A 24,460-nucleotide genomic window follows, 5' to 3' on the forward strand; every position below is an offset into this window, starting at 1 on the left:
TTGACTTGCCATGCTGAAACATCACAGCGGTCAACTTTTTCCTATTGCGCTGCTGGCTTTGGTTGCGGCGCTTACTTACTGGCTGGATGTGCGCCTGGCGCCAAAGGCGGAGCGCCCTGACTGGCGTCAGGAGCATCGCCCGGACACGATTGTCGACGATTTTGAAATCCGTCGGCTCAATGCCGAAGGCGTGCTGCAATACCGTTTGAAGGCGCCGCATCTGGTGCATTACCCGGATGATGACAGTGCCGAGGTCACGACGCCGCACATTACCCTCTACCGTCCGAGCGGCGCACCGCTGACGCTGCTTGGCCAGATGGCGCACGTCAGTGCCAAGGGAGAGAAGGTTTTTTTTCCGGGGCAGGTTGACATTGACCGAGCCGCCAGCCCGGACAACCAGGCATTGACTGCCCGTACCTCCGATCTGACGGTGTTGCCAGAGGAAGGGCTGGCAAGCACCGATCAACATGTATTCATGACGCTGGGCGCTTCGGAGCTGCAAGGCATCGGCGCCCGTATTGACAACAAGGCCCAGACCTTCGAACTGCTTGCGAATGTTACTGGCCGCTATGTCGCCCAGAAAGCTGCTCCATGACGTTCCGCCATTTCACACTGTTTCTTGCTCTGGCCCTGGTTTCTACTCCAGGGGTTGCCGAAAAGGCTGACCGAGAGAAGCCCATGCTGCTCGAAGCCAGCAAAATTTCAATTGATGATCTGAAAAAAGTGCAGATTCTCGAGGGTGATGTCGTGATCACCAAGGGCACCATGGTTCTGAAAGCCGCCCGCGTCGTCGTCACCGAGGATGCCTATGGATTCCAGAAGGGTGTGGCTTTCGCTGCGCCGGGCAGTAAGGCTACTTTCCGTCAGAAGCGCGAAGGGCGGGACGACTATATCGAAGGCGAGGCCGAGCGTATTGAGTACGACACCCGCACCGAGATTGCAGAGCTTTTTCACCGCGCCTGGATACGTAGTGGTGAGGACGAATTGCGCGGCGATTACGTCTGGTATGACGCACTGAACGAGAAATATCTTGCCAGCGCTGCGCCGGCAGGTGATTCCACCGCGTCGCCAGCGCGGGTGCGCGCCATCATCCAGCCGAAGGGCAAGGGGGCTGCGCCGGTGGTGGAAAAACGCGGCGAACAGCTCGAGCTGCGTGGTGCCCAGGGGATTTCTACCGAATTCGATCCAGGGCCTGCAGGGCGCTGATTTTCAAGGTTTTCATCCCTTTTGTGCGGCGCACAAAAAATGCTTGACATACCCTTTTTGCTGCCTATAATTCGGAATGATGCAGCGCAGCAATCGATGGTGAGACGCGGTCGCGCTGTTCAAAATTTCACCTTCCGCATCATTTTTGGAGACCACCATGATCAAGACCCCGGAACAATTCGCTGCCGCCAACAAGGCTACTGTCGATTCCCTGCTCTCGCTGGCCAATAGCGCACTGGCATCTGCCGAGCGTATCGCTGCCCTCAATCTCAACACCGCCCGTTCGCTGGTGGAAGATTCGGTTTCCAGCGCCAAGGCCCTGATGGGTGCCAAGGATGTACAGGAAGCCCTGTCGATCCAGGCATCGCTGGCCCAGCCGAACGTCGAGAAGGCCGTTGCCTATTCGCGTAGCGTGTATGAGATTTCGGCCCAGACCCAGGAAGAGCTGGCCAAGATGGTCGAGGCTCAGTATGCCGAGTTCCAGAAGTCCGTCGCTGGTCTGCTGGATCAGGCTGCCAAATCGGCACCGGCGGGTTCTGATGTGGCTGTTGCTGCAGTCAAGAGCGCCATCGCTGCCGCCAATTCGGCATTTGACAACATGAACAAGGCAGCCAAGCAAGTTGCCGAGATCACTGAAGCGAACGTTGCTGCCGCGACCAACGCAACCGTCAAGGCCGTAGGTGCCACCGCGGCAACGGCCAAGAAGAAGTAATACTGTTTCATGTTTGCTGACAATACCCCTAATCTGCAGGGGTATTGTTATACTACGTGCTTGATTTCACGACGGTAACACAGATAGGAGACAACCATGTCCAGCCCGAATTTCGAACAAATTGCGTCTGCTCAAAAGGCCAACGCCGAGGTAATGACCGCTTTGTTGCGCACCGCCCTGAACGGGATGGAGCGCCTCACCGCCCTGAACATGGCGGCGACCCGCGATTTTCTCAACAGCTCGATGAGCAACACGCAGCGCCTGCTTGCGGCCAAGGATGCCAATGCCCTGGGCAAGCTGCAGAGCGATCTCGCCCAGCCGGGCATGGAAAAGCTGATGGATTATTCGCGCAGCATTTACGATCTGGTTTCGGACATGCAGAAGGAAGTGACTGCGGTGATCGAATCCCAGTACAGCACCTTCACCGCAAATGCCAATTCGGTTGTGGAAAAAGCCAAGAGCGCCACGCCTGTTGGCGGCGATGTGTTTGCGGCCGCCATGCAGTCGATGCTGGGTGCCTCCAATAAGGCCTTTGACCAGATGAATTCCATCGCCAAGCAACTGTCGAATATCGCCGAAGCGAATATCGAAGCGGCAGGCAAGGTAACCAGCACGGCCAAGCCCTCGGCAACGAGCGCTGCCGCGAAAAAGGGTGTTGCAAAGTAAGCGCTCCACTTGGTTCAGAAAAACCGCGCGACAGGCGCGGTTTTTTGTTGCCTATTTTTCACATCGGGATATGGGCTCGTTGGGTGGCGAGGGGGAAGGGGATGTAAAATACGGTGTAAATCAACAGCAAAAAGGAGTCACCCATGTTTCCAGAATATCGCGACCTGATCACCCAGTTGAAGACCACGGATCGTCACTTTGTGAGTGTGTTCGACAAGCACAACGAACTCGATCAGCAGATCAAGAACATGGAGAGCCATATCGAATTAGGTACGCCCCATGAGATCGAAGTGTTGAAAAAGAAGAAATTGGCGCTGAAAGATGAGTTGTACGACATTTTGCGCAAGGCAGAAGCCGGCGCGTAACACTCTCTGGCGTCACACAGCCGCACCCTGACCGGGTAGCGGCTTTTTTCATGCCAGTTTTTGGCGTTGTTTTCTTGCTGCCGGAATTAAAAAGGGAAAACCGAAGTTTTCCCTTTTTAATTCCGGCCACCGGAGTGGCCGGAGGTGTTGTGCTTCAGACTTAGTGCGAGCTGGCGGAGGAGGCGCCGACACCAGTTTCGGCGCGGACTTCCTGATCCAGATACAGTTCCCGCTCCTTGCCTGCCTGCTCGCTGCTGTCCATGATGGAGAACAGCCAGATGCTGACGAAGGCGATGGTCATGGAGAACAGTGCCGGCGAGGTGTAGGGGAAGAGAGCGGAACCCTTTTCGTTACCCAGCACGGCTTCCCAGATGGCCGGCGAGACGACGGTCAGCGCGACCGAGGAGATCAGGCCGAGGAAACCGCCAATCACGGCACCCCTGGTCGTGCAGTTCTTCCACAGTACCGACATGAAGAGTACCGGGAAGTTGGCGGACGCTGCGATGGCGAAGGCCATGCCGACCATGTAGGCGACGTTCTGCTTTTCGAAAGCGATCCCCAGGATCACCGAGCCAACACCCAGGCAGGCAGTGGTGATGCGGGAGACACGCAGTTCGGAAGCGGAGTCCGCCTTGCCTGCCTTGAACACCGTGGCGTACAGGTCGTGCGACACAGCGGAGGCACCGGACAGCGCCAGACCGGCAACCACGGCGAGGATGGTGGCGAAGGCCACGGCCGAGATGAAGCCGAGGAAGACGTTACCACCGACAGCGTTGGCGACGTGGACCGCAGCCATGTTGCCGCCACCGATCAGCGCACCGTTGGCATCCAGGTATTTGCCGTCCGGATCGCCCAGCACCATGGTGATGGCACCGAAACCGATGATGAAGATCAGGACGTAGAAATAGCCGATCCAGGTGGTGGCCCACATCACCGACTTGCGGGCTTCCTGCGCGTTCGGCACGGTGAAGAAGCGCATCAGGATGTGCGGCAGACCGGCAGTACCGAACATCAGGGCCATACCGAAGGAAATGGCCGAGATCGGATCCTTGATGAAACCACCTGGGCCCATGATGGCCAGCCCCATCTTGGCAGCTTCGGCTTCATCCTTGCCTGCCTTGGCGGCGAGCTGGGTCTTGACCTCAACAGCCTTGGCAAACAGCGCTTCCGGGCTGAAACCGTACTGCATGAGGACCATGAAGGCCATGAAGGTGACGCCCGACAGGAGCAGGACGGCCTTGATGATCTGTACCCAGGTGGTGGCAGTCATGCCGCCGAAGAGGACGTAGACCATCATCAGCACGCCGACGAGAACAACCGCCATCCAGTACTCCAGGCCGAACAGTAGCTTGATCAGCTGGCCGGCACCGACCATTTGGGCGATGAGGTAGAAGGTCACCACGATCAGCGTGCCGGAAGCAGCAAAGGCACGGATCGGGGTCTGATTGAACCGGTAAGCGGCAACGTCGGCGAAAGTGAACTTGCCGAGGTTACGCAGACGTTCGGCCATCAGGAACATGATCACCGGCCAGCCGACCAGGAAGCCGATCGAGTAGATCAGGCCATCGTAGCCATTGGCCATGACGGCGGCTGAAATGCCGAGGAACGAGGCAGCCGACATGTAGTCGCCGGCGATGGCCAGGCCGTTCTGGAAACCGGTGATGCCGCCGCCGGCGGTGTAGAAGTCAGCAGCCGACTTGGTCTTGGCGGCGGCCCATTTGGTGATGTAGAGGGTGCCGGCAACGAAGGCGCCGAACATGATGATGGCGGTCCAGTTAGTCGCTTGTTTCTCGACCTGGCCAAGATCGCCACCAGCAGCCATGGCGCCGCCGGCCAGCGCCAGCAGCGCGATGGCGCCCAGATATTTGCTCAGATCGCGCATTACTGCACCTCCTTGATGATTTCGTTTTTCATCTTGTCGAATTCGCTGTTGGCGCGACGGACGTAGATGGCAGTAATGACGACTGTAAACACGATGACCCCCATGCCGATAGGCACGCCCAGGGTGGTGACGCCGGAGCTGCTCAGAGGCGTGGCCAGCAATTCCTTGTCAAAGGCGATCAGGCTGATGTAGCCGTAATAGACGATGAACATGATGATCGTCATGATCTTGCCGTAGCCGTTACGTGTTTTTACCAGGTGTTGGTATTTCGGGTTCGCTCGTATGCGAGCGTATACATCTTGTGACATGGTCTTCCTCCTCGTGGAAACGGTTACATTTGCGTAACGGTTTCCATAATCCGTGAATCTGGCTTACAAATAACTTAAGAAAACTCAAGAAATCTGTGGCGAGGAAGAGGGGGCAAGCGGGAGCTCAATACGCACCGTCAGCCCGCCACCGGGGGTGTTGTCGAGGCTGATTCGACCAGCGTGCAGGCGTACGGCATCGTGTACGATCGCCAGTCCCAAGCCGTAGCCCGAGTGCTTTCCCGCTGCCCGCCAGAAGGGTTGAAATACTTGTGACCAGTGGCTTTCTGGAATTCCGGGACCGTGGTCGCTCACGAGTAAAACGGCGCGTTGTTCGTGCTGCTGGATGCTGACATCGACCGTGCTATGAGCCGGGGTGTGGTGCAGGGCGTTGCGGAGCAGGTTGTCCAGCAACAAGGCAAGCGACCTGGCGTCAGCCGGCAGGATGCACGTCGTGGGAGCCAGCAGGCGCAGGCTCACGTTGCGGCGAACCGCCAGCTCGTCATGATCGCTGATCACCTGACGCGCCAATTGCACAAGATCGATCGAGGAGCGAACCGGCTCCTTGCCGAGCAAGACCTCAAGGCGACTGTGCTCCAGCAACAGCTGGCAGAGGCGGCTACTGCGCGCCACACCTTGCTGCAAATAGTGCAGTGCCTGGCGACTGATTTCCGGGTCGGTTTCGCCCGCCAGGATGTCCGCGTGGAGCTGGACGGACGCCAGGGGCGAGCGTAATTCGTGGGCGGCTTCGGCGATGAAGCGCAGATGTGCCTGCTGACTACGCGCGACATCGGCCAGCAGCGTGTTCAGGGCAGCCACTGCAGTTGTCCAGTCAGCAGGGTAGTGTGACGGATCGAGTGGTTCAGGGTGTTGCGCGGAACGTTGCGCAAGATCGGCGCACAACTGCCGGAGTGGATCACTCATGCGGCCGGATCAACCAGCTTGAAACCGATCCCCCGCACATTGCGGATCCACTCCTTGCCCAGTTTTCTGCGCAGGCGGTGCAACTGGACTTCAATCGAATTACTGGCGATTTCCTCACCCCAGCCGTACAGCCGCTCTTCCAGTTGGGCGACGCTGAGGACACTGCCCGGCATTTCGATCAGCGCCACCAGCAGGCGAAATTCGCGGTCAGACAGGTGGATTTCCTCGTTAGCAAGCTTGACCTGCCGCTGTCGCGAGTTGACGCAGAGCGCGCCCAGGCGCAATTCGCTGCTTGCCCAGCCCTGGCTGCGTCGGCGCAAGGCAAAGACGCGGGCGACCAGTTCGTCGAGATTGAAGGGTTTGACCAGATAATCGTCGGCGCCGGCATTGAGGCCGCCGACCCGATCCTCCAGGGCGCCGCGTGCGGTGATCACCAGCACGGGGACGCGTTTGTTCGATTTTGCCTGGCGCTGGAGAATCTCCAGTCCGCCGACATGCGGCAAACCAAGGTCGAGGATGAGCATGCCGTAATCGTGGGTGGCGAGAGCCGACTCGACGTCGCGCCCGTCATGCACCCAGTCGATGGAAAAATCGAGTCTGCGCAAACTCGTCAGGATGGCGTTACCCATCAGGTCGTCGTCTTCGGCAAGCAGGATTCTCATGGCGGTTGGCAGATTTTCCCTACAGGAAAGGCGGTAATGATAACGCACGGAGTAGGCTCGCAACGCTCATTGCGGCAAACCTGACGGTTATTGTCCCGGGCGGCTGGGAGTATGGCCAGCGTTTGCTTCATGCACCATGGCAACTAGCTGGCTGCGTCTGAATACACCGGTTTTTCGATAGATCCGCTGCACATACGTTTTTACGGAAGATTCTGAAATGTTCATGCGCATGGCGATCTGTTTGTAGGGGTGGTGTTGCAGCACCGAGGCGAGAACCTCGCATTCCTGTTCGGAGAGTAGGGCAGACAAGGAGGCAGGAAGCTCGTGCCTGATTTCTGGTATTGCCTGCATTTCGTCTGCGCTGTTTTTTTCTGGTGCTACACCATCACCTTGAGGCAAGGAAGGTGGTGTTCGCAATGGATTGGTTTGTCCGTTACCTGCCTGCAGAATGAGTGTGAAGACAGCCAGATTAAGCGTGATCAGCGCGAGCAGGTTCAGAGTGGTGTTGCCAGGTGTGAATATAACTGCCAGATGGTGGCCGGCTGCTATTCCGGCAACCAGCGCAGCGGTTGTCAGGCCGTAGGCGCGCAAAGCGTTACCGAATGAAAGGGCGAATGAAAGGGCAAATACATCGACCAAACCCGCTGCCAGCATCATGCAATACAGTGAGACATGCTCGGCCAGAGGCGAGGAGAGAGTCTGTTGGGAAGAAAATGCCAGCAAGGAACAGCATACTGCGGCCAGTAAGGCGATTTCACGTCGTCGACGGAGCAGTGGGATGGCCAATAGAGCGCCGCTTATGTAAAACAGCAATTCGCTGCCAGGCCAACGGGCGTCTGTCGTATAGCTGGGCAGCAGATGTCCGTACATCAGGCCGCTCAGCAACTGAAAAAGGAAAATGAAGGGCAAGTACCGGTAAAGGTTGGGGGTGGCTCCGTGCAGCACGCTGCGTGCGATGGGAGGGGCGAGCAGGAAGCCAGCGAGTACTCCTGCCAGCAGGGCTCGCTTGACGGCGTTATCAAGAGGTAGTGCATCAAGCGCCAACAGGCCGAGATTGCCGGCGACCAAGCCGGTAGCAGCTGCGCCGATGAAGTGGTGGCAGCCTTTGAGTAGCAGCGCGGCTTGTATTGAAAGAGGGGCTGAAACGAGGCCTAGCGCAGCGTACAGGACTGAGTCTGGTACGAATTCGAGTAATGGTAGCCAAAGTAGTGTGATGAGAGATGTGCTCAAGGTACTGATGCGGAGCAAGATGATGCACATGTGGGGAACGCACCGGGTGCAGGCGAGCAGGCCAATGGCCTGCGGCCACAGGAAGTGGGGCAAAGCAGCCGTTGTTCCTTCCAAAAGCGGGCCGGACATTGGGAAAGCGACCAGCCATAAAACATAGAGCGTGAAACCGATGGTTCGCGTCAAGTGATCAGGAAGCAGGGACATGGTTAGCTTGTGCTCAAAGGGTGCGCCCGGAATTTATCATGGCCTTGGCCCGAAGATTTCTGCGGTAGGCGGTGAAAACTTTTGATAAATCAGAAGCATGGCCAAAAGATGACAAAAAAGATGACGCCAAAAGAAAAAGATGACTCAACCCTCGGCTGTGCCCATAAGAGTATGTATGGAAAAATTGCCGCACAACAATTCAAAGGGGTTTGGGCACCGTGAATTCACACACAATTGCTTTTTGTGGAGCGCTGAGCATGCTGGCGGCCAGTATCTCTAGTGCGTGGGCGCAGCAGAGTGGGGAAGGCGTTGAAACAGCGCCTGTGACAGGGAAAACTGAAATCCGAGCGGCAGGACCCGGGGTAATCGTACCCTTGTCGCCACCGGAAACCCTGATGGGGCCACAGGTCGAGAAAAAAGCCGTATTTGGTAACTTCCAATACGATGACAGCGTTTCACATCGCTCACTCGATGCCACGCTGCGCAGTACGTTTGAAGATAACCGCACGAGCGGTCCGGGTCGCGCCAACAGTTTTCTTGAACCAGGCTCGCACTGGCTGCACGATCTGGAGTTCAATACGCGCAATCCGATCGGTGACTTCAAAACCGAATTCAATGCCACCCTGCGCTACACGGATTCTCGCCGTTACGATCCGGCATTCTGGAGTCTGCAGCGCCTGCAGTTCATCGCTGCAGATGACAAAAACCATCTCACGGTCGGCGACTATTACGCCACCCTGTCGCAATACTCCCTAAATCAATCGATCAAGGGGATAGGCTACCAGCGCAACATCAACGAGACGACCTATGTCCGGGTCCTGGGTGGGACTTTTGCCCCCCGTTGGGATTACCTGTGGGGCAAGCAATGGGATGAGACCATCCGCCGTGACGTGACCGGGGTGCGCGTACAGAATGCAGGGCAGAACTACCGCGTGGGTCTCAACCTGGTGTCGGCTTCTGATCACCGCTATTCGTCCAAACCGGCAGCGTTTGACAGCTATCGTCAGACCTTGCCGGCAGTTGATTGGGAGTATCGCAGTGCGGGAGGCGTCCGCTGGAGTGGAGAACACGCGCAGGCCAGCACACGGCGCAAGGATGTGAATGGGGTGGCCAAGGACTTATCCGGCACGGCCCACCGCATCGAAGGTGACGGCAGCTTTGGTGATATCCGCTGGCGCTTGCGTAGCGAGCGGGTGTCTTCCGATTTCTACACCATGGGTGGTGGGGCTGTAATCGATCGGTTGCGCTATTACTTGCGCGGCGATTACCGCATTAACAAGATCTGGGGTGTCTATCTGGCCAACGACTGGTATCGCAACAACCTCGATGGGCAGCTGGATGCAACGACCCGGACCTACATCCCGGAAGCAGGGGTGACAGCACGTGGCTTGTTTGAGCGACGTAACATGAACATGAGCGTTGGTCTACGCCAGCGCCGGGTGGAGACTGACCAGCCAAACTACAACAAACAGGTCTCGGATCGCATTTATGTCAGCCTGGCGGATCGTTTTGGTGAGCTATCCATACGCGGTGAGGTGGAGGCGTTACTCAATCGGCGCAAGGATAATCTGAAAGTACGTACGGAAAATGACGACTATCTTTACCGCATCGGAGTTGATTCACGCCACGTATTTCAGGAGGGCCGCTACGACTTTCGTCCCTATCTGACATTGGAACGGCAGACCATAGAAGATCCCTTGACCGGGAAAACCATTCTTACCAACGGTGCACTGGTTGATTTTCGTCTGATGGCACCGCACAACCTGACCTACGCTCTGAATTTTGAGCGTCGATACACCGATAACCGGATTCCTAACCAGGTCAGCAATGAGCTGATGCGCTATGCCCTGAGTGTGACTGCGCGCCCTGCCCTGCTTAATGGGGGCAACGTCCGAGCTGAAATCGGCAAAGCACACTATGACTTTACCGGTAGCAATGATGATTACCGCGAACGTTATTTCCGTGTGATGCTGGATGTACCGTTTTCGCTGGAGAAATGAGCATGAAATTCAAGCTTTCCCAATTGCGCACACTGTGGGGTGTGTTGTTTGCAGCGATTTTCCTGTGGGCCCCTCTTGGTGCGCAGGCTCAATGGTGGAGTTTTGGCAGTAACAGCAACCGGCCTGTCATTTCCGAGTTGCTGTTCAACAGTATTAGCGCGCTTCGTGTTGATCGGCAGCTTTACATGTCGCCGGATGACCTGCAGCAAAACAAGATTACCGTGCGCGGCCGGACCGAAGTCGGTCAGGGCAAGGTTGGCCGGGTAGAGGCCAGCCTGGACAACGGCATTAGCTGGACAGCCATCCCGTTCAGCGAACAGGGGCTGTTTGCTTTCGAGTTTGCGCCGGAAATCGGCCGATCCTATCCCTTCCGGATTCGTAGTCTGTCAACAACGGGGCAGGTGAGTGAAGAAGCGGACAACGCGTTCGAGTTCAAACTGGTGAAAGATGATAGTCGCCAGCTTGCCCGGGAAACCTTCGAGAAACTGTTGCAGCGCTACATGGCGCGTGATCGCAGCGGTTTCATGCAGCTCGTATCGAATCAGTTTGCGGGCGATGCGGTTGCCCTTGACAGTGCCTTGGGTAACGACTTCAGGTTCTTTGATTCAATTCGCATCGAACCCGTCATCCGCCAGATGGCGGCCAGCAATAGCCGCTGGATCATCCATTTTAGCTTTACCCGTCAGGTCCGTTCGACCAAAACCGGGCAGATGTTGAAGGATCAGGCGCAAAGTGCGGTGACGCTGGTCCGTGATGGAGAGGATTTCAAACTCGTCGAGTTGGCGGCGCCGCTGATTTTCGGCGTTTCCGATCCGGGTAACGTGGCAACCTATGTGGCAGAAGGCAGCGCTGGGCGGCCAGTGCTCACGGTGGATGACGCGGGTAATGCCAGCACGGCCAACCAGCAGCGTTCCAGCACAGCGGCGACGCCTATCCGCGATGCTCGCATCCTTCAGGGGCAAGGGATAACGAGCAGTGGCAGCGTGGTGCCGTACAACATTACGTCTCCCCGAAATGGTGCCATCGGCCTCTGGGATGGCAAGTTCGTGCCTGGCGATGAGGTATATAACGGGCATGTCATTGAACTCACTGACAGCTCTCTGGATGCAGTGCAACTGCCGCTGCAAGGGACTTCTCACGCTGAAAAGGAACCGCTACCCGGGCGACTCTATGGTGTCGAATTGAGTGACGGCACTGCGTTTGTGGTCAGGTACGTTTCTGGCAGCACTGGTCCCGGGGGCATGATCACCACCGCCAACATCCAGTACCGTCATTTTCGCTAAGTTGTGATCCACAGCAGCTGCTACCTGCTGCCAGGGAAGTGAAACGGAAACCCACCGCTGGCCGGCACGGCACGGTGGGTTTTTATTTTTCGAGAGCGGTCGGTGACTGGCTTGCCAGGAAGAATCGAATTGCCCTTGCACGCCAGTGCGGCACAGAAATTTACTGACCGAAAAATTCACGAGGAGAGTTGCCATGCGCGTTTACAACCGCCAGCTTTGGCAGAAAATTTGCCTGTGTTGTGTCCTGTTTCTTTTCTTTTCAACAGCACATGCTCAGTGGTGGCGCTTCGGTGCGGATAGCGACGAACCCGTTTTCTCCGATTTGCTGTTCAACCGAGTGAATGCCTTGCGCGTCGATCGCAGCCTGACGCTGGGCAAGGATGAACTGAATAATGGTCGTGTGCAGGTCCGTGGCCGGGTGGAAATTCAGCAGGGGGAGATAGGCAATGTCGAAGCGACCCTGGATGGGGGGCAGAACTGGATCGAAATCCCGTTCAATGAGCAGGGCTTGTTTGCCTTCGAATTCCAACCGCAAGACGAGCACGTCTATCGGTTTCGCATTCGTTCTTTTTCCACTACCGGCGAAAGCAGCAATGAAGCCGTGCACAGCTTTGATTTCAAGGTCAGCACTGAAAATGGACAGGCCCTGGCCCTGGCGGCCTTGCACAAATTGATCGAGCGCTACGCGGCGCGCGACCACAGTGGATTCATGGCCTTGGTGGCGCAGGATTTTGCGGGCAATTTGAGCGCCCTGGATAGTGCAATCAGTAATGATTTTCGCATCTTTGACGCCATCCGCATTCAAGCCACACCGCGCCGTGCGACGGAAAGTGAGGGGCGCTGGTCAATCCAGTTCGGCTATAACCGGGAGATGCGCGAAATTCGGAGTGGCAAGAACTTCACCGACAACAGCGTCAGTTCACTGGTGCTGGTGCGTGAAAGTGATGGTTTCAAACTGCGGGAACTGGCGACTCCCTTGATCTTCGGACTATCCGGTGGCGCAGACGTGACGACCTACAACGAAGCTGCCGCCGCGGGCCACAAAATCATTCTGGTCGATGAAAACGGCGCGGTGAGCATGGACGTCCTGGGCACGGGGGGCGGCGCGAGTGGCACGGCTGGAACCAGCGGGCCAGGAGGGCGTGAAAGCTGGTGGCCAAGCAATTTACGGCTTGCAGCGAAAAATCAGAGCCGATTCGTTGATCTGACATTCGATACTCCCGGGCTGGATCTTGCTGCGGGGTCGGTGATCAACGGCTACGGTCGGGTTCTCGAATCGGCGCGTACACCAAACGGGCCATGGCAAGTCGCGGCTCAGCGTAATAACCTGGAGCACACTTGGTTCATGAATGAGGACTGGCAGGGGCCGGTGACCTTTTATCGCGTTCGTATCAAGAAATTGAGCACAGGTGAGCTGAGCCCGCCCAGCAATGTGGTCAAGGTTGAGTGAGTGCCATGTGTCATGAAGCCAATGGATGACTTGAAGGAGAGCATCGTGACTCAAGGGTTGAAATTTCGCCCCCGCCATCTTGCCTTGCTCGTTGCGCTGGCTTTCCCTTGTGGAAGTCTGATCGGTGCAGAGGAAGCGACTGCGACGGCAGGCGTCATCCTGGGGGAATACAAGGTTGCACAGACGGCCGGCGATGCGGTCTTCCTGGATCAGTTGGTGTCGCAAGGCTTGCCGGCAGGCTATGGCGAAATACTGGGGGCGCTGGTTGATTCAGCAAAAGACGCATCGACCAAGGCGGCAGCATCAGGGAGTGGTGACGCGGCAAAACTGGCCAGCCAGTACGCCCTACGGGAAAGCCTGAAAAGAATTCTTGATGCCGTGGGCGATTTGTCGACGCTGCTCGATGTTGGCGGCAAGGTGTATACCGAGGAATACACCGAAGCGGCCATTTCCAGCACGCTCGCCATCCTGGGTAAATTTGCTGGGGCCAATGATGCTGCTGCAATGAAAGCCATCGGCCTGACTGGAACGGCGGTATTCACGACTGCCGTGGTCGCGGTACAGATCTGGTGGGCCTCGGAAAAAGAGAAAAGGGCTCAAACACGCTCGGCACAAGTTGAAGCTTTCTACGGCCAAGTAGAAGGAATGCTTCGTTCTGGCAAGCGGGGCAAGGACCCGTTTCCGCCGACGCCGGATAATGTCGAAAAGTTATGGAAGCGGATATTAAGCGACCAGAATTTCCGTGCCGTATTCAAGGTTTATGTTTCAGATATTCTCGGTCGCGATTATTTCCCGGAATCAAGCTGGTTTGATCGTTTGGGCGCCAAAGCCGCCTATGTCGGTTCTGCATTTAACCTTGATGCAGACAAGCTGATAGAAAAAAATGATCAGAAAATGATGCTGGCTGATGAGAATGTACTTAAATCTCATGTTGCCAGCTTGCTTGTCATGCTGAACGAAGAAGGTAATCGCGCCTACTTGGCTGCTGAGGCACGCAAAGCACTGGAAGCCGTACGCGCCGAATTGAATCGCCTGGGGGCGTCACAGCAAGTTGTTCAGGAGCGGATTGTTTCTGCGATTGCCATGCTGGAAGTCGTTGAGGTTTACCTCAAGAGGGCACCTGCAGCTATCGACAAGGCTATCGCTGCCAAGGATTTTGATGCGCTGGAAGTGGAACGCCGCGGTATCGTTGGCTACACGAAAGACGTCATCGCCTGGGTTCCGAGAATCGACGAGGTTGGCAGGCGACGCGACCAGTACTATGCCAGTCTGAAAAAACTGTATTCGCGTACGACCAGTGCGCAGGCTGAAATTCTTGGTGAATTGCGCAAGAAAATTGAGCAGCCAAAAATTGAAGCGCCGCTAGAAGAGGGGGCGACCCCTGAGCCGGAGTCTGAAAATATCGATGCAGCACGCTATTACGAAACGGAATTTCGCCCGCTGTTCAAACCATTTAACTGGGGGGGGCTCGAAAGCCTTGCTCCCGTTCGGGAGAAATATGTTGAACTTCTCGAGCGTGGCCAGTTTGAGTTTTTTAGGGGCGAGAAATTGCCGGCGGGTCGTCAGGCATTGGCCGAGATTGTTGAAGAGGCGATCCTGAATGAAGATTTTCAGGGTGCCGTCAGGCTCGAGTTAGGCGCGCCAAAACCTGAGGAACAAATCAAAGGCTACTACTATGATTTGGGTAATAAGGTGGCCAGCAAATCCATTCCGGCAACCATGCGCTCCCTGCAGGATGCAATAAATGCCATCAGCTTACGTGTTGCGGAGTTAAAGAAACGGCGATGGGATGTTGCTGGATCTGATGAAGAGCGAATTCGTGAGAGGGCGCGTATTGATGCACAGATTGCTGCTGCCGAAAAAGACTTACATCCAATACAAAAACAATATGCCTCTTGGTTTGATGCGAGAACAGGCGCATTAGCGCTGTTGCGGAGCGTTATCGATGCCCAGAGGACTATGGATCAACTGGAGTTGGAGCGGACCCGTGAGTGGATGGCCACAGCCCGGGGGCGTTACGCCGCAATGTTTGATGAGGCGAGACGGGCAAAAGAGCTTTTTGAGTCCGGTATGCGTCTAAAGATCGAGCCGGAGCTTTCTCCTGACAAACTGAGTACTCTGCTGCGCATGTCGGTACCCGGTGCCACTGCGGGGTTGTTGGCGGTGGGGAAAATTTCTGACCCGGAAAAATATGATGCCGAATCAGTGGCGGGCGCATTTAACAAAAACGGGTTAACTCTGCGCAGCGCAAGCGGTCGGCATGCCGTCGCGTATGAAGAACATATTTCTCATCTGCGTTATGTTTGCTCCCGGGCTTTGTATGAATCAGAGCGGGTCATCAATCAGTTCGAGGCTGTGAAGCCGCATCTGGCTGACATCATCCGGATGGTCGATCCTCAGTTCAAGCTCGATGAGTCCCCGTTGTCAAATGCCCGGCGACAAAAGCCCATTGCCGAGAGTTTGTGCCGCAAGGCGGATGCGCTGGAGGATGAAGCGCAAAACGAACGCGCAGATGGTTTGCGCCTGGAGGGCCAGCTGCGAGGCATGGCTTTGGCATGGGAGGACTGGCTGCAGATCGCTGTGCAGAAACACGAGGTGCTGACACCGCTACTCTTGAGCGCAGGGGGAGCAGTAGGGGATAGGGGAAGATTGGTGGTGAACCCGCATGCATTCACGGAAACCACATATGAGGGGAAGACCTATCTGTTGCGCGCAAAGCCCTACCCCCATCTTCTGACGCAGAGTGAACGTGATTCGATCGTTGCAGACCTTTCTTCCCAATGGCAGCAATCGGGATTACAGAAATTCAGCCAGATGCATGCGCCATGGTTAGCGAAAGTCGCAGAACCCTTCATCGCCTACTGGCAGAAACAAGCTGTTTTTGTTGAAAACAAATGGACGTATGCGCCAGATCGTCCGATTACCTTTGCCAGCCTGGAGCAAGCGGCGCAGCTGATCGGCCAGTTGCGCCCGGGAGCCGAGGATTTTCTGCAAAAAACAGCGCAGATCGGCCTCCATCTTGGGCATTTCTACGATAACGAAAGCGCCTCCCCCCTCTATCCGCAGTGGCGCACGCTCAGCGATCAGTTGAAAGCCTTGGCAGTGGAGCATCAAAAAATGCTTGAAGCGCATACGCGAGCGGAAAAGGAACGTACAGAGGCGAGCGGGGAAATCAGTGATGGGCAGGTGCAGCAGGTCTATCAGCAATTCGTTGACGCCTATTCTCGCGGGGATGTGCGCGGCATCTTGCAGCTACTGGCGCCCAACTGGCGTGGCGGAGATGGTGCCGATAGCCGGGATGTCGAAAATTATCTGAACAATTCCTTCAAGGTGTTCACCCGCATTCAGTATCGAATTAGTGGCTTCACCGCACAAAAGCGGGGCGACGGGACGATGCAGGTTAGCTATTCCGTCGTGATCACCGGGGAAAACAGTCGGCGTCGCTTGAAGCCACACCGAGAAGAGCGCCAGATTACTGAAAATGTCGGATTGATCCAGGGGCAGCCGCGAATACTGCAAACGATTAGCGGTAGCCAGTGGTTGCGCGCGAAATGATGGGAATGTTTTTGATCAGCTCGGGTGCGCAGTATTTTTACGCAGTTTGGCAGTACTGTTGTCTGTTGAGGAGTAACGAGTCATGAAATTATTTTCCTTGCCCTGTGTGGTTCTTGCCTGCGCGCTCTTTGCTAGCAGTCAGTCCCAGGCGCAGAGTTATACGGAGCAAGCCCGCCAGCGTGCAGAGCACGCGCGGGCTGTGGCTGAGCTGCTGGTGGTGGAACAAAAAATTACCGGTTTGCAGACAGAGATTGACTCGCTCAACCGTAAGGAAGCCGGCGCCCCACGCAAAGAGCAGATCTCCCCGGAAATTGCTGAACTGGAGAAGGAAAGGGACGACATCCGCAAAGCACTGGTCAGTATCGAAAGCCTGCAATCTCGCTTGGTGCAGGATGCGGAAAACACCCGCAAAAGTTATTTCGAACTGAAAGGCTATGTCGAGCGCCTGAAGCGTCTGCAGACCCAGAACGTTCTCAAGACCCTCATGGCCCTGGCGATGGAAACGGCACAGGAAATACAGTCAACTGTGGGTGTCTCCGGCAAACCCGTCGAATTTGCGAAGTGGGCCGCAGAAAAAGCAGCAGACCCTGTGGTCAAGGGTATCGTTTCCTATGGTGGCCCTGAGTATTACACCCGAAAAATGCAGGGGCTTTCTGAACGCGCCGCAGCAACCACGCCCGAAATGCAGCGGTTGAAGGACCTGAGCGGTCTTTCTTTGGAAGGTTGGCGTAGCTACATGTCCAAGCATGAGGACAAAGACATCCAGGGCAATACCGGACTGATCCTGGGCAAGGTACGGGTGCTCCTTGAACAGACAAACAAGGCGATGTGGAGCCTGGTTGACCTTTACAACCTACAGGATCGCGAAGCCAAATCGTTTGCCGTGGACATGGGGAACATGCGTGACCGCCTCAAGGAAATTGAGCTGCGCCTGGCTGATTTGAAAAAGAGGGAAGAGGATCTTCGATCTCCGGAGCGGAAAGCAAATCAGGAGCGACAGAGGCTTCTCTCGGCGCAAATTGCCCCACTGCTGCAGCAACGCGATGCACTCAGGCAAAAGATTTCCGAACTGGAAACAAAGCTCGGTCAGGTGATAAATGCGTCAGAGAATACAGGCGCAGAACAAAAGGTGGCGAGCTATAAAAATTTGCGTAACAAATTGATTTCCGAAACATCTTCATTTTCAGCACAGGCAAGCCGTGTCGCAAGCGAGCTTGCTCCCCTGGAGAAATTGCTCGTCAAACGCAAAGGTATGCGCGAGCGGCAGGAAAAAGAAATTGAGAAAGTGATCAGCAAAGCCAATGAAACTGCCATGTACCCGTATGCGGGGGATAAGGATGATCTTGAGGCTCTTGGCAACCTCAGACGCTATCAGGAGGAATGGACGAAGACTCAGGATCGACATCTGACAGAGCAGCGCGAAATCCTGTCAGAAATTGAGAGTGCGCTCGCCAACCTTGAGCGGACGTTCAACACCACACCGCATGACTATCTATCGGAGGAGATTCTTCGTAATGCGGTGGCCAACGCTGGCAGTGAAGCACAGGGTGCGATCAGGGAAGAACTCTGGCGTTTGTCCAAAGAAAATGCCCCACCCGGGCAAGGGCGGCGTGGGCAGATGGAGGCACTTAAAGTCGAATTGGAGCAGTTGCTGGCCCAGCCTTTATTGGAGAGCCCGTACGCCAGAAGTGCAGGTTTCAAATTTGATCAGGGCGAAACGTCAAACCCCCTCTATTCGCTCGTTGCCGAGGTGCTTGCACGTATCAAAGGGGAGGTGGAAAGTGAGCGCCAATGGCATCAGCGACAAGGCCTCGAGCTGGAGGGGCAGAAGCAAGAGCAAGAGAAGACCTTGACGCAAGCGACCAAGGAGATTGAGGCTCGCCGCACTGGCTATGAGGCGGCGGCTCGCGAGTTCCTGGCGGCTGGCCCTGATTATCTAAAACTTCTGGAAGAAGCTTCGGTCGCTCGTGGCGCCTATTTCAGCGACTTGAAGTCTTTGGCTAATTCCGGGGTTCTGGAAAAAACGGGCGAGAGTAGTTATCGGCTCAATCCGGCGTACATCGAGAAAACACTCGGCAGTACCCCCAGAACCTGTCAAGGAATCGATCGGCTAAGAGAGCAGCTTTCCTCCCTTGCTGACCGTTCAGCAGCCAAACTGGACGCAGCGCAGGGCGCCAGCCGGAGTATGAATTCGACGGGGATGCCGGGAGCGCCTAATTCCGAGTGGAGCAGGATCAATAAGCCTGCTCTGCATCAGCAAGTGCAGGCACTGGACAATAAAATTCAGGCGGAGCTGAACAAGATCTCGCAAGCCCCTCCTTTTTTGCCGGGTAGCAATGCGCTGATTTCATTTGTTAATTCAATTACGACGAATGATGCATCCCTGATCATCACGCTGCCTGATTTTTTCAACAAGATGCAGCAAACCCTCAGGGAAAGCGATGCGATGAGCAAGGCGGCCTTGGCGGAGGCCGAAAACATGCTCGGTCAAAACAGGGTCGATGCAGACAACCTCAAACGCTTGCAGGAGTGGCACAAAACCCTTCTCGATACGCACGAAAAGGATTTCGGCTGTTTTGATCCGGAGCATGTGTTCAACCTGACCATGCTGGATCGCCTGAAAGAACTCAAAAAAGTGCTGGAGAAACTGGCCAGCAAACCCCGGTACGCGTCTGCTGCGAATTTGCTCGCCACGCTGAATGCGCTCAAAACGCAAGTGAGCAATCTTGCGATCGGTGAGGGGAATGCCTACCGGCAGGAAGTCGAGCGTTTGCGCGCGAGTGTGGACGGTGCCAGGAAAAACTATGAAAGCAGCAAAAAATCTCTGGACGATAGTGACGCAGCGCAAGTTCGGCGGTTGCTGGAGGAGCTTGAAGAGCGCTTGAGCGCACACACAAATACTGTGCAGACCCAATCCAGTTCCGCCAGTAATGAACAAATCCAGACGCTGTATCAGAATTTCATTACGGCCTATGGGCAGGGAAATCACCGCGCCTTGATTGCCTTGCTCGATGCGGGCTGGACCGGGGGCGATGGTGCCGATGTCCGGGACGCAGAAGATGCGCTGGTCAACAGTTTCAAGGTTTTTGAGCAGATTCAGTACCGCGTCTCTGGCTTTAACGTCCAGACACTTGGCGACGGCACGAGCCAGGTCAGCTATCAGCTCAAGATCATCGGGCACAATCGCCGCCAGAATCTGGAACATGTGGAGGAATCTGCGGTGGTCGAAATCGTCGGTCTGGTTGATGGCAAACCGCGTATCTTGCGTACCTTGAGTGGTCAACAGTGGATTCGTTGAAGATAGGCTGCGCTTATAATCGCGCGCCATGGCGCAGCAGACTTTTCCTTCCCGACGTGTAGCAGATACTTTGACCACCCTCACCGCCGATGCGCGCCGTTTGCACCGTTTGCGGGGGGACATGGGGCGGGCAGTGGGCGCGGCGCGGCGGGCGGCAGAGGCTGCGTTGGCCGATTGTCTGGCGCAGTCACAGGCGGCGGTTGCGGCGCGGCGCGAGAAGCTGCCGAAGCCCGAGTTTCAGCCTGAGCTGCCAGTCAATGAGCGGCGCGACGAAATCGCCAAGCTGATCAGCCAGCACCAGGTCGTCATCGTCTGCGGCGAAACCGGTTCGGGCAAGACCACGCAGTTGCCGAAGATCTGCCTCGATCTGGGCATCGGCGCGCGTGGCCTGATCGGCCACACGCAGCCGCGGCGGCTGGCCGCTCGTTCGGTGGCGACGCGGCTGGCGCAGGAGCTGAAGACCCAGGTCGGCGCCGGCGTCGGCGTGAAAATCCGCTTCCACGACAAGTCGACGCCGGAGAGCTGGGTCAAGCTGATGACCGACGGCATCCTGCTCGCCGAGTCGCAAAGCGACCCGTACCTGAACGCCTACGAGGCGATCATCATCGACGAGGCGCACGAGCGCAGCCTGAACATCGATTTTCTGCTCGGCTACCTGAAGCAGCTGCTGCCGCGCCGGCCGGACCTGAAGCTCATCATCACCTCGGCGACCATCGACGCCGAGCGTTTCTCGCAGCATTTCAACGCGAATGGGAAACCTGCGCCGGTGATCGAAGTCTCCGGCCGCCTGTACCCGGTCGAAGTGCGCCATCGCCCGGTCGAGGATATCGACAAGAAGGACGACGAGCGCGACCTCTACGACGCCATCGTCGACGCCGCCGACGAACTGGCACGGCTGGGTTCCGGTGACATCCTCGTCTTCCTGCCCGGCGAACGCGAAATCCGCGAGGCGGCGGAGGCTTTACGCAAGCATGCTCTGGCACGGCCGGGCTTGAGTACCGCGCATGCGCCGGAAATCCTGCCGCTGTTTTCGCGCCTCTCGGCCGGCGAGCAGGACCGCATCTTCAAGCCCTCGGGCGGCCAGCGGCGCATCGTGCTGGCCACCAACGTCGCCGAAACCTCGCTTACCGTGCCGGGCATCCGCTACGTGATCGACACCGGCCTGGCGCGGGTCAAGCGCTATTCCTACCGCAACAAGGTTGAGCAGTTGCAGGTCGAGAAGATTTCGCAAGCGGCGGCGCGGCAGCGCGCCGGCCGTTGCGGTCGCGTCGCCGCCGGCGTGTGTATCCGTTTGTATGATGAGGCCGATTTCAACGCGCGGCCGCCGTTCACCGACCCGGAAATCCTGCGTTCCTCGCTGGCCGGCGTCATCCTGCGCATGAAGTCGCTGCGCCTGACCGACGTCGAGAGCTTCCCCTTCATCGAGCCGCCGCCGGCCAAGGCGATCAGCGACGGCTATGCCTTGTTGCAGGAGCTCGGCGCGCTCGACGACGACAATAAATTGACCAAGGTCGGCGAGGCGCTGGCCAAGCTGCCGCTCGACCCGCGCATCGGCCGCATGCTGGTCGCCGCGCGCGACCTCGGCTGCCTGAAGGAAGTGCTGGTCATCGCCGCCGGGCTGTCCACGCAGGACCCGCGCGAGCGGCCGCAGGAGCGTCAGCAGGCGGCGGACGAGAAGCACAAGCTGTTTGCCGACGAGAAATCGGAGTTCCTCAGCTGGGTGAAGCTGTGGACCTGGTTCCAGAACGCCGTCGACCACAAGAAATCGAACAAATCGCTGGTCGATACCTGCCACGCGCATTTCCTCTCCTACCTGCGTCTGCGCGAATGGCGCGAGGTGCATGGCCAGCTGCACGCGATGGTCGCCGAGCTGGGCTGGAAGGAAAACGACATCCCCGGCACCTACGACGCCATCCACATGGCGCTGCTGTCCGGGCTGTTGGGCAATATTGGCTGCAAGTCGGACGAGTCCGGCTACTACCTCGGCGCGCGCGGCATCCGCTTCCTGATCCACCCGTCGTCGCCGCTGCAGAAGAAGGCCGGCAAGTGGATCATGGCGGCCGAGATCACCGAGACGACGCGCCTCTTCGGCCGTTGTGTCGCGCGCATCGAATCGGAATGGATCGAGAAAGTGGGCGCTCACCTCATCAAGCGCCAGTACTTCGATCCGCACTGGGAAAAGAAGGCGATGCAAGTCGCCGGCTGGGAACGCACGACGCTCTACGGGATCGTCATCAACCCCAAGCGGCGCATCCATTACGGCCCGCTGGCGCCAGCCGAGGCGCGCGAGATCTTCATCCGTCAGGGGTTGGTTGCAGAAGAAATCGAGGAGTCGTTTGCCAAGCGCTGGCCCTTCTTCCAGCACAACCAGAAGCAGATCCGCGAGATCGAGAAGATCGAGCACAAGCAGCGCCGCCAGGACGTGCTGGTCGACGACGAACTGATCTTCGCTTTCTACGACCACATCATTCCGGAAGACATCCACAACGGCGCCACCTTCGACCACTGGCGCAAGACCGCCGAGCAGGAAAACGCCAAGCTGCTGTTCCTGGCCAAGGACGACCTGATGCGCCACTCGGCGGCCGGAGTGACCACCGAAGCCTTCCCGCACAAGCTCAAGGCCGGCGGTGTGGAGTACGCGCTCACTTATCACTTCGAGCCGGGCTCGCCGAGGGATGGCGTCACGCTGACGCTGCCGCTGGCACAACTCAACCAGATTCCGGCGGCGCGCATGGAATGGCTGGTGCCGGGGCTGATCAAGGAAAAGCTGGTGCAGTTGATCAAGACGCTGCCGCAGAAAATCCGCGCCAAGCTGGTGCCGGTGCCGGAATTCGTCGAGGAGTTCCTGGCCGCTGTCGAAGGCAACGACCGCAAGCTCAACCAGGGCATCATCAACCCGCTGATCGAATTCATCCTCGAAGCGCGCGGGCTCAACGCGCGCGGCTGGGCGGTGACGCCCGACGCCTTCCGCCCCGACGCGTTGCCGCCGCACTTCTCGATGAACTACAAGTTGATCGACGAGCATGGCCGGCAACTCGACATGAACCGCAGCCTGGTCGCGCTGCGCGGCGAATGGGGCAAGGAAGCCAAGGAGGAATTCGCCGAACTGCACGAAACGCCGTCCGAATACACCCAACTGACCGATTGGACCTTCGGCGAGCTGCCGGAACTGATGGAAGTGCCGGTCGGGAAACAAACCGTGATCGGCTATCCGGCGCTGATCGACGACGGCGAGACGGTCAGTCTGAAAGTCTTCGATTCCGCCGAAGAAGCCGCCGACGCGCACCGCAAGGGCTTGTCGCGCCTGTTCATGCTGCAGTTCAAGGAGCAGGTGAAGTACTTCGACAAGAACGTCCCCGGCCTGACCCAGATGGCGATGCAGTTCATGGCGCTGGGCAGCAGCGACGACCTGAAGCGGCAGATTGTCGAATTGACCTTCGAGCGTGCCTGCCTGACCGAGCCGCTGCCGACCACGCCGGAGGCCTTCAAGGCGCGTTGTGCCGAGGCCAAGGCGCGGCTTGGCCTGATCATGCAGGAAGTCTGCCGCCTGGTCGGCACCGTGCTCAGCGAATGGCAGGCGGTGACCAAGAAGCTGCCGGCGTTTAAGGCGCACGCGGCGGCCGTCGCCGACATCGAGGCGCAGTTGAAGCGGCTGATCGGCAAGACCTTCGTCGTCGACACGCCCTTCGAGCGTCTGCAGCATTACCCGCGCTATTTCAAGGCGGTCGGTGTCCGGCTCGACAAGCTGAAGGCCAACCCGGCGCGCGATGCGCAATTGATGGCCGAGTACGCGCCGTTGTGGACCAACTACGAACGCCGCGCGATCCAGTTGGCGAAGATGGGCGCGGTCGATCCGCAGGTCGAACAGTTCCGCTGGCTGCTGGAGGAACTGCGTGTCGGTCTCTACGCGCAGGAGTTGCGCACACCGGTGCCGGTGTCGGTGAAACGCTTGCAGAAACAATGGGAGGCCATCCGCAATGGCTGAAATCATGTTGGCGCTGGCGAGAACTTTCGCCAGCCTGAGGTGCGGCCGGGTCTGGCTGTACGTGCTGACGCCGGCGCTGTGCGCCCTGCTGCTCACCATCGCGCTGGCGGTGTGGGGACTGGGCTGGCTGGCCGAGCAACTGCTCGCGCTGCCGCCGATGACCTGGCTCGCCGCCTGGGGGCTGGGCTGGCTGGCCACCTTCCTGGCCTGGCTGGGCGGCTGGCTGGCGATCTTCGCTGTTGCCTATCTGGTGGCTTCGCTGCTCGCGGCGATCGTCATCCTGCCGCTGTTGCTCAAGCATTTGTCGGAAACCGAGTACCGCGACCTGGCGATGCTGGGTCGCGACAGCTTCGTCGCCGCTACGCTCAACAGCCTGGGAGCGGCGCTATTGTTTGTGCTGCTGTGGGTGCTGACGATTCCCTTGTGGTTGATTCCCGGCCTGTCGCTGGTGGTGCCTCTGCTGCTGATGGCCTGGCTCAACCGGCGTACCTTTGCTTACGATGCCCTGTCGGCACACGCCGGCGAGGAGGAATGGCAGGTGTTGTCGGCACGCCACAAAGGGCCGTTTCTGCTGCTGGGGTTGTGCATGGCCTTGCTCGCGCACGTGCCGTTGCTGGGGCTGCTTGCTCCCGCACTGGCAGCGCTGGCATTCGTCCACTACGGTCTGGAGAGCCTGCGCCGTTTGCGGCAGGAGGCTTTGCCAGGCGAGTGGCAAAGTGGGCATGAATAAGAA

At 57.6% G+C, this 24,460-nt stretch carries 17 protein-coding genes; 12 read left to right on the top strand and 5 right to left on the bottom strand.

The window, feature by feature from the left end; genetic code table 11:
• Positions 1-10 precede the first annotated feature (10 nt).
• The 5 genes from lptC to JYJ39_RS02570 all read left to right on the top strand — a co-directional run bounded on the left by lptC (position 11) and on the right by JYJ39_RS02570 (position 2,949).
• Positions 11-595, top strand: coding sequence for an LPS export ABC transporter periplasmic protein LptC (lptC, locus tag JYJ39_RS02550; RefSeq protein ID WP_205201819.1), 585 nt, complete (start codon positions 11-13; stop codon positions 593-595).
• Entirely contained in the window at positions 592-1,206 is a 615-nt protein-coding gene (gene lptA, locus JYJ39_RS02555; protein WP_205201821.1) for a lipopolysaccharide transport periplasmic protein LptA, read from the top strand. Before lptC ends, lptA begins: the two co-directional genes overlap by 4 nt.
• A 157-nt stretch (positions 1,207-1,363) precedes the next feature.
• Complete coding sequence (locus JYJ39_RS02560) at positions 1,364-1,918, top strand: phasin family protein (RefSeq protein WP_205201823.1); 555 nt, start codon at positions 1,364-1,366, stop codon at positions 1,916-1,918.
• 96 nt (positions 1,919-2,014) lie between these two features.
• Positions 2,015-2,584: a phasin family protein gene (locus JYJ39_RS02565; protein ID WP_205201825.1), complete on the top strand. Its 570-nt coding sequence runs from the start codon at positions 2,015-2,017 to the stop codon at positions 2,582-2,584.
• Between the two features lie 143 nt (positions 2,585-2,727).
• A complete protein-coding gene (locus JYJ39_RS02570) occupies positions 2,728-2,949 on the top strand; it encodes a YdcH family protein (protein WP_205201827.1) in 222 nt (73 codons plus the stop codon).
• A gap of 160 nt (positions 2,950-3,109) precedes the next feature.
• Here the strand turns inward: JYJ39_RS02570 and JYJ39_RS02575 are convergent, their stop codons facing one another.
• The 5 genes from JYJ39_RS02575 to JYJ39_RS02595 all read right to left on the bottom strand — a co-directional run bounded on the left by JYJ39_RS02575 (position 3,110) and on the right by JYJ39_RS02595 (position 8,156).
• Entirely contained in the window at positions 3,110-4,831 is a 1,722-nt protein-coding gene (locus JYJ39_RS02575; RefSeq protein ID WP_205201829.1) for a cation acetate symporter, read from the bottom strand.
• Positions 4,831-5,139 (bottom strand): DUF485 domain-containing protein, encoded by a 309-nt coding sequence (locus tag JYJ39_RS02580; RefSeq protein ID WP_205201831.1) that lies wholly within the window; start codon positions 5,137-5,139, stop codon positions 4,831-4,833. Before JYJ39_RS02580 ends, JYJ39_RS02575 begins: the two co-directional genes overlap by 1 nt.
• Before the next feature lie 84 nt (positions 5,140-5,223).
• Positions 5,224-6,060: a sensor histidine kinase gene (locus JYJ39_RS02585; RefSeq protein WP_205201832.1), complete on the bottom strand. Its 837-nt coding sequence runs from the start codon at positions 6,058-6,060 to the stop codon at positions 5,224-5,226.
• A complete protein-coding gene (locus JYJ39_RS02590) occupies positions 6,057-6,722 on the bottom strand; it encodes a response regulator (RefSeq protein WP_205201834.1) in 666 nt (221 codons plus the stop codon). Before JYJ39_RS02590 ends, JYJ39_RS02585 begins: the two co-directional genes overlap by 4 nt.
• 87 nt (positions 6,723-6,809) lie before the next feature.
• Positions 6,810-8,156: a response regulator transcription factor gene (locus JYJ39_RS02595; protein WP_205201836.1), complete on the bottom strand. Its 1,347-nt coding sequence runs from the start codon at positions 8,154-8,156 to the stop codon at positions 6,810-6,812.
• Positions 8,157-8,551: 395 nt separating this feature from the next.
• On the opposite strand from JYJ39_RS02595, the gene JYJ39_RS02600 reads away from it, so the two are divergent.
• From JYJ39_RS02600 to JYJ39_RS02630, 7 genes are all read left to right on the top strand, one after another.
• Entirely contained in the window at positions 8,552-10,156 is a 1,605-nt protein-coding gene (locus JYJ39_RS02600) for a hypothetical protein (RefSeq protein WP_205201838.1), read from the top strand.
• Between the two features lie 2 nt (positions 10,157-10,158).
• Positions 10,159-11,439 carry a hypothetical protein gene (locus JYJ39_RS02605; RefSeq protein WP_205201840.1) on the top strand — a complete coding sequence of 427 codons (1,281 nt, stop codon included), beginning with the start codon at positions 10,159-10,161 and terminating at the stop codon, positions 11,437-11,439.
• A 193-nt stretch (positions 11,440-11,632) separates the two neighbouring features.
• Complete coding sequence (locus JYJ39_RS02610) at positions 11,633-12,889, top strand: hypothetical protein (RefSeq protein ID WP_205201842.1); 1,257 nt, start codon at positions 11,633-11,635, stop codon at positions 12,887-12,889.
• A 12-nt stretch (positions 12,890-12,901) separates the two neighbouring features.
• Positions 12,902-16,444 (top strand): hypothetical protein, encoded by a 3,543-nt coding sequence (locus JYJ39_RS02615; RefSeq protein ID WP_205201844.1) that lies wholly within the window; start codon positions 12,902-12,904, stop codon positions 16,442-16,444.
• Between the two features lie 82 nt (positions 16,445-16,526).
• A complete protein-coding gene (locus JYJ39_RS02620; RefSeq protein WP_205201845.1) occupies positions 16,527-19,742 on the top strand; it encodes a hypothetical protein in 3,216 nt (1,071 codons plus the stop codon).
• A gap of 70 nt (positions 19,743-19,812) precedes the next feature.
• On the top strand, positions 19,813-23,727 hold the full coding sequence (gene hrpA / locus JYJ39_RS02625) for an ATP-dependent RNA helicase HrpA (protein WP_275887954.1): 3,915 nt from the start codon (positions 19,813-19,815) through the stop codon (positions 23,725-23,727).
• Positions 23,720-24,457 (top strand): EI24 domain-containing protein, encoded by a 738-nt coding sequence (locus JYJ39_RS02630; RefSeq protein ID WP_205201849.1) that lies wholly within the window; start codon positions 23,720-23,722, stop codon positions 24,455-24,457. The genes hrpA and JYJ39_RS02630 overlap by 8 nt, the downstream gene beginning before the upstream one ends.
• Positions 24,458-24,460 lie beyond the last annotated feature (3 nt).

Origin of the sequence: Azonexus hydrophilus (assembly GCF_905120355.1) — a bacterium.
Taxonomy (GTDB): Bacteria; Pseudomonadota; Gammaproteobacteria; order Burkholderiales; family Rhodocyclaceae; genus Azonexus.

Bases quoted from the DNA above. Each gene is read 5' to 3' on its own strand.
- lptC (WP_205201819.1), top strand. From the start codon at position 11: ATGCTGAAACATCACAGCGGTCAACTTTTTCCTATTGCGCTGCTGGCT.
- lptA (WP_205201821.1), top strand. From the start codon at position 592: ATGACGTTCCGCCATTTCACACTGTTTCTTGCTCTGGCCCTGGTTTCT.
- JYJ39_RS02560 (WP_205201823.1), top strand. From the start codon at position 1,364: ATGATCAAGACCCCGGAACAATTCGCTGCCGCCAACAAGGCTACTGTC.
- JYJ39_RS02565 (WP_205201825.1), top strand. From the start codon at position 2,015: ATGTCCAGCCCGAATTTCGAACAAATTGCGTCTGCTCAAAAGGCCAAC.
- JYJ39_RS02570 (WP_205201827.1), top strand. From the start codon at position 2,728: ATGTTTCCAGAATATCGCGACCTGATCACCCAGTTGAAGACCACGGAT.
- JYJ39_RS02575 (WP_205201829.1), bottom strand. From the start codon at position 4,831: ATGCGCGATCTGAGCAAATATCTGGGCGCCATCGCGCTGCTGGCGCTG.
- JYJ39_RS02580 (WP_205201831.1), bottom strand. From the start codon at position 5,139: ATGTCACAAGATGTATACGCTCGCATACGAGCGAACCCGAAATACCAA.
- JYJ39_RS02585 (WP_205201832.1), bottom strand. From the start codon at position 6,060: ATGAGTGATCCACTCCGGCAGTTGTGCGCCGATCTTGCGCAACGTTCC.
- JYJ39_RS02590 (WP_205201834.1), bottom strand. From the start codon at position 6,722: ATGAGAATCCTGCTTGCCGAAGACGACGACCTGATGGGTAACGCCATC.
- JYJ39_RS02595 (WP_205201836.1), bottom strand. From the start codon at position 8,156: ATGTCCCTGCTTCCTGATCACTTGACGCGAACCATCGGTTTCACGCTC.
- JYJ39_RS02600 (WP_205201838.1), top strand. From the start codon at position 8,552: ATGGGGCCACAGGTCGAGAAAAAAGCCGTATTTGGTAACTTCCAATAC.
- JYJ39_RS02605 (WP_205201840.1), top strand. From the start codon at position 10,159: ATGAAATTCAAGCTTTCCCAATTGCGCACACTGTGGGGTGTGTTGTTT.
- JYJ39_RS02610 (WP_205201842.1), top strand. From the start codon at position 11,633: ATGCGCGTTTACAACCGCCAGCTTTGGCAGAAAATTTGCCTGTGTTGT.
- JYJ39_RS02615 (WP_205201844.1), top strand. From the start codon at position 12,902: ATGAAGCCAATGGATGACTTGAAGGAGAGCATCGTGACTCAAGGGTTG.
- JYJ39_RS02620 (WP_205201845.1), top strand. From the start codon at position 16,527: ATGAAATTATTTTCCTTGCCCTGTGTGGTTCTTGCCTGCGCGCTCTTT.
- JYJ39_RS02630 (WP_205201849.1), top strand. From the start codon at position 23,720: ATGGCTGAAATCATGTTGGCGCTGGCGAGAACTTTCGCCAGCCTGAGG.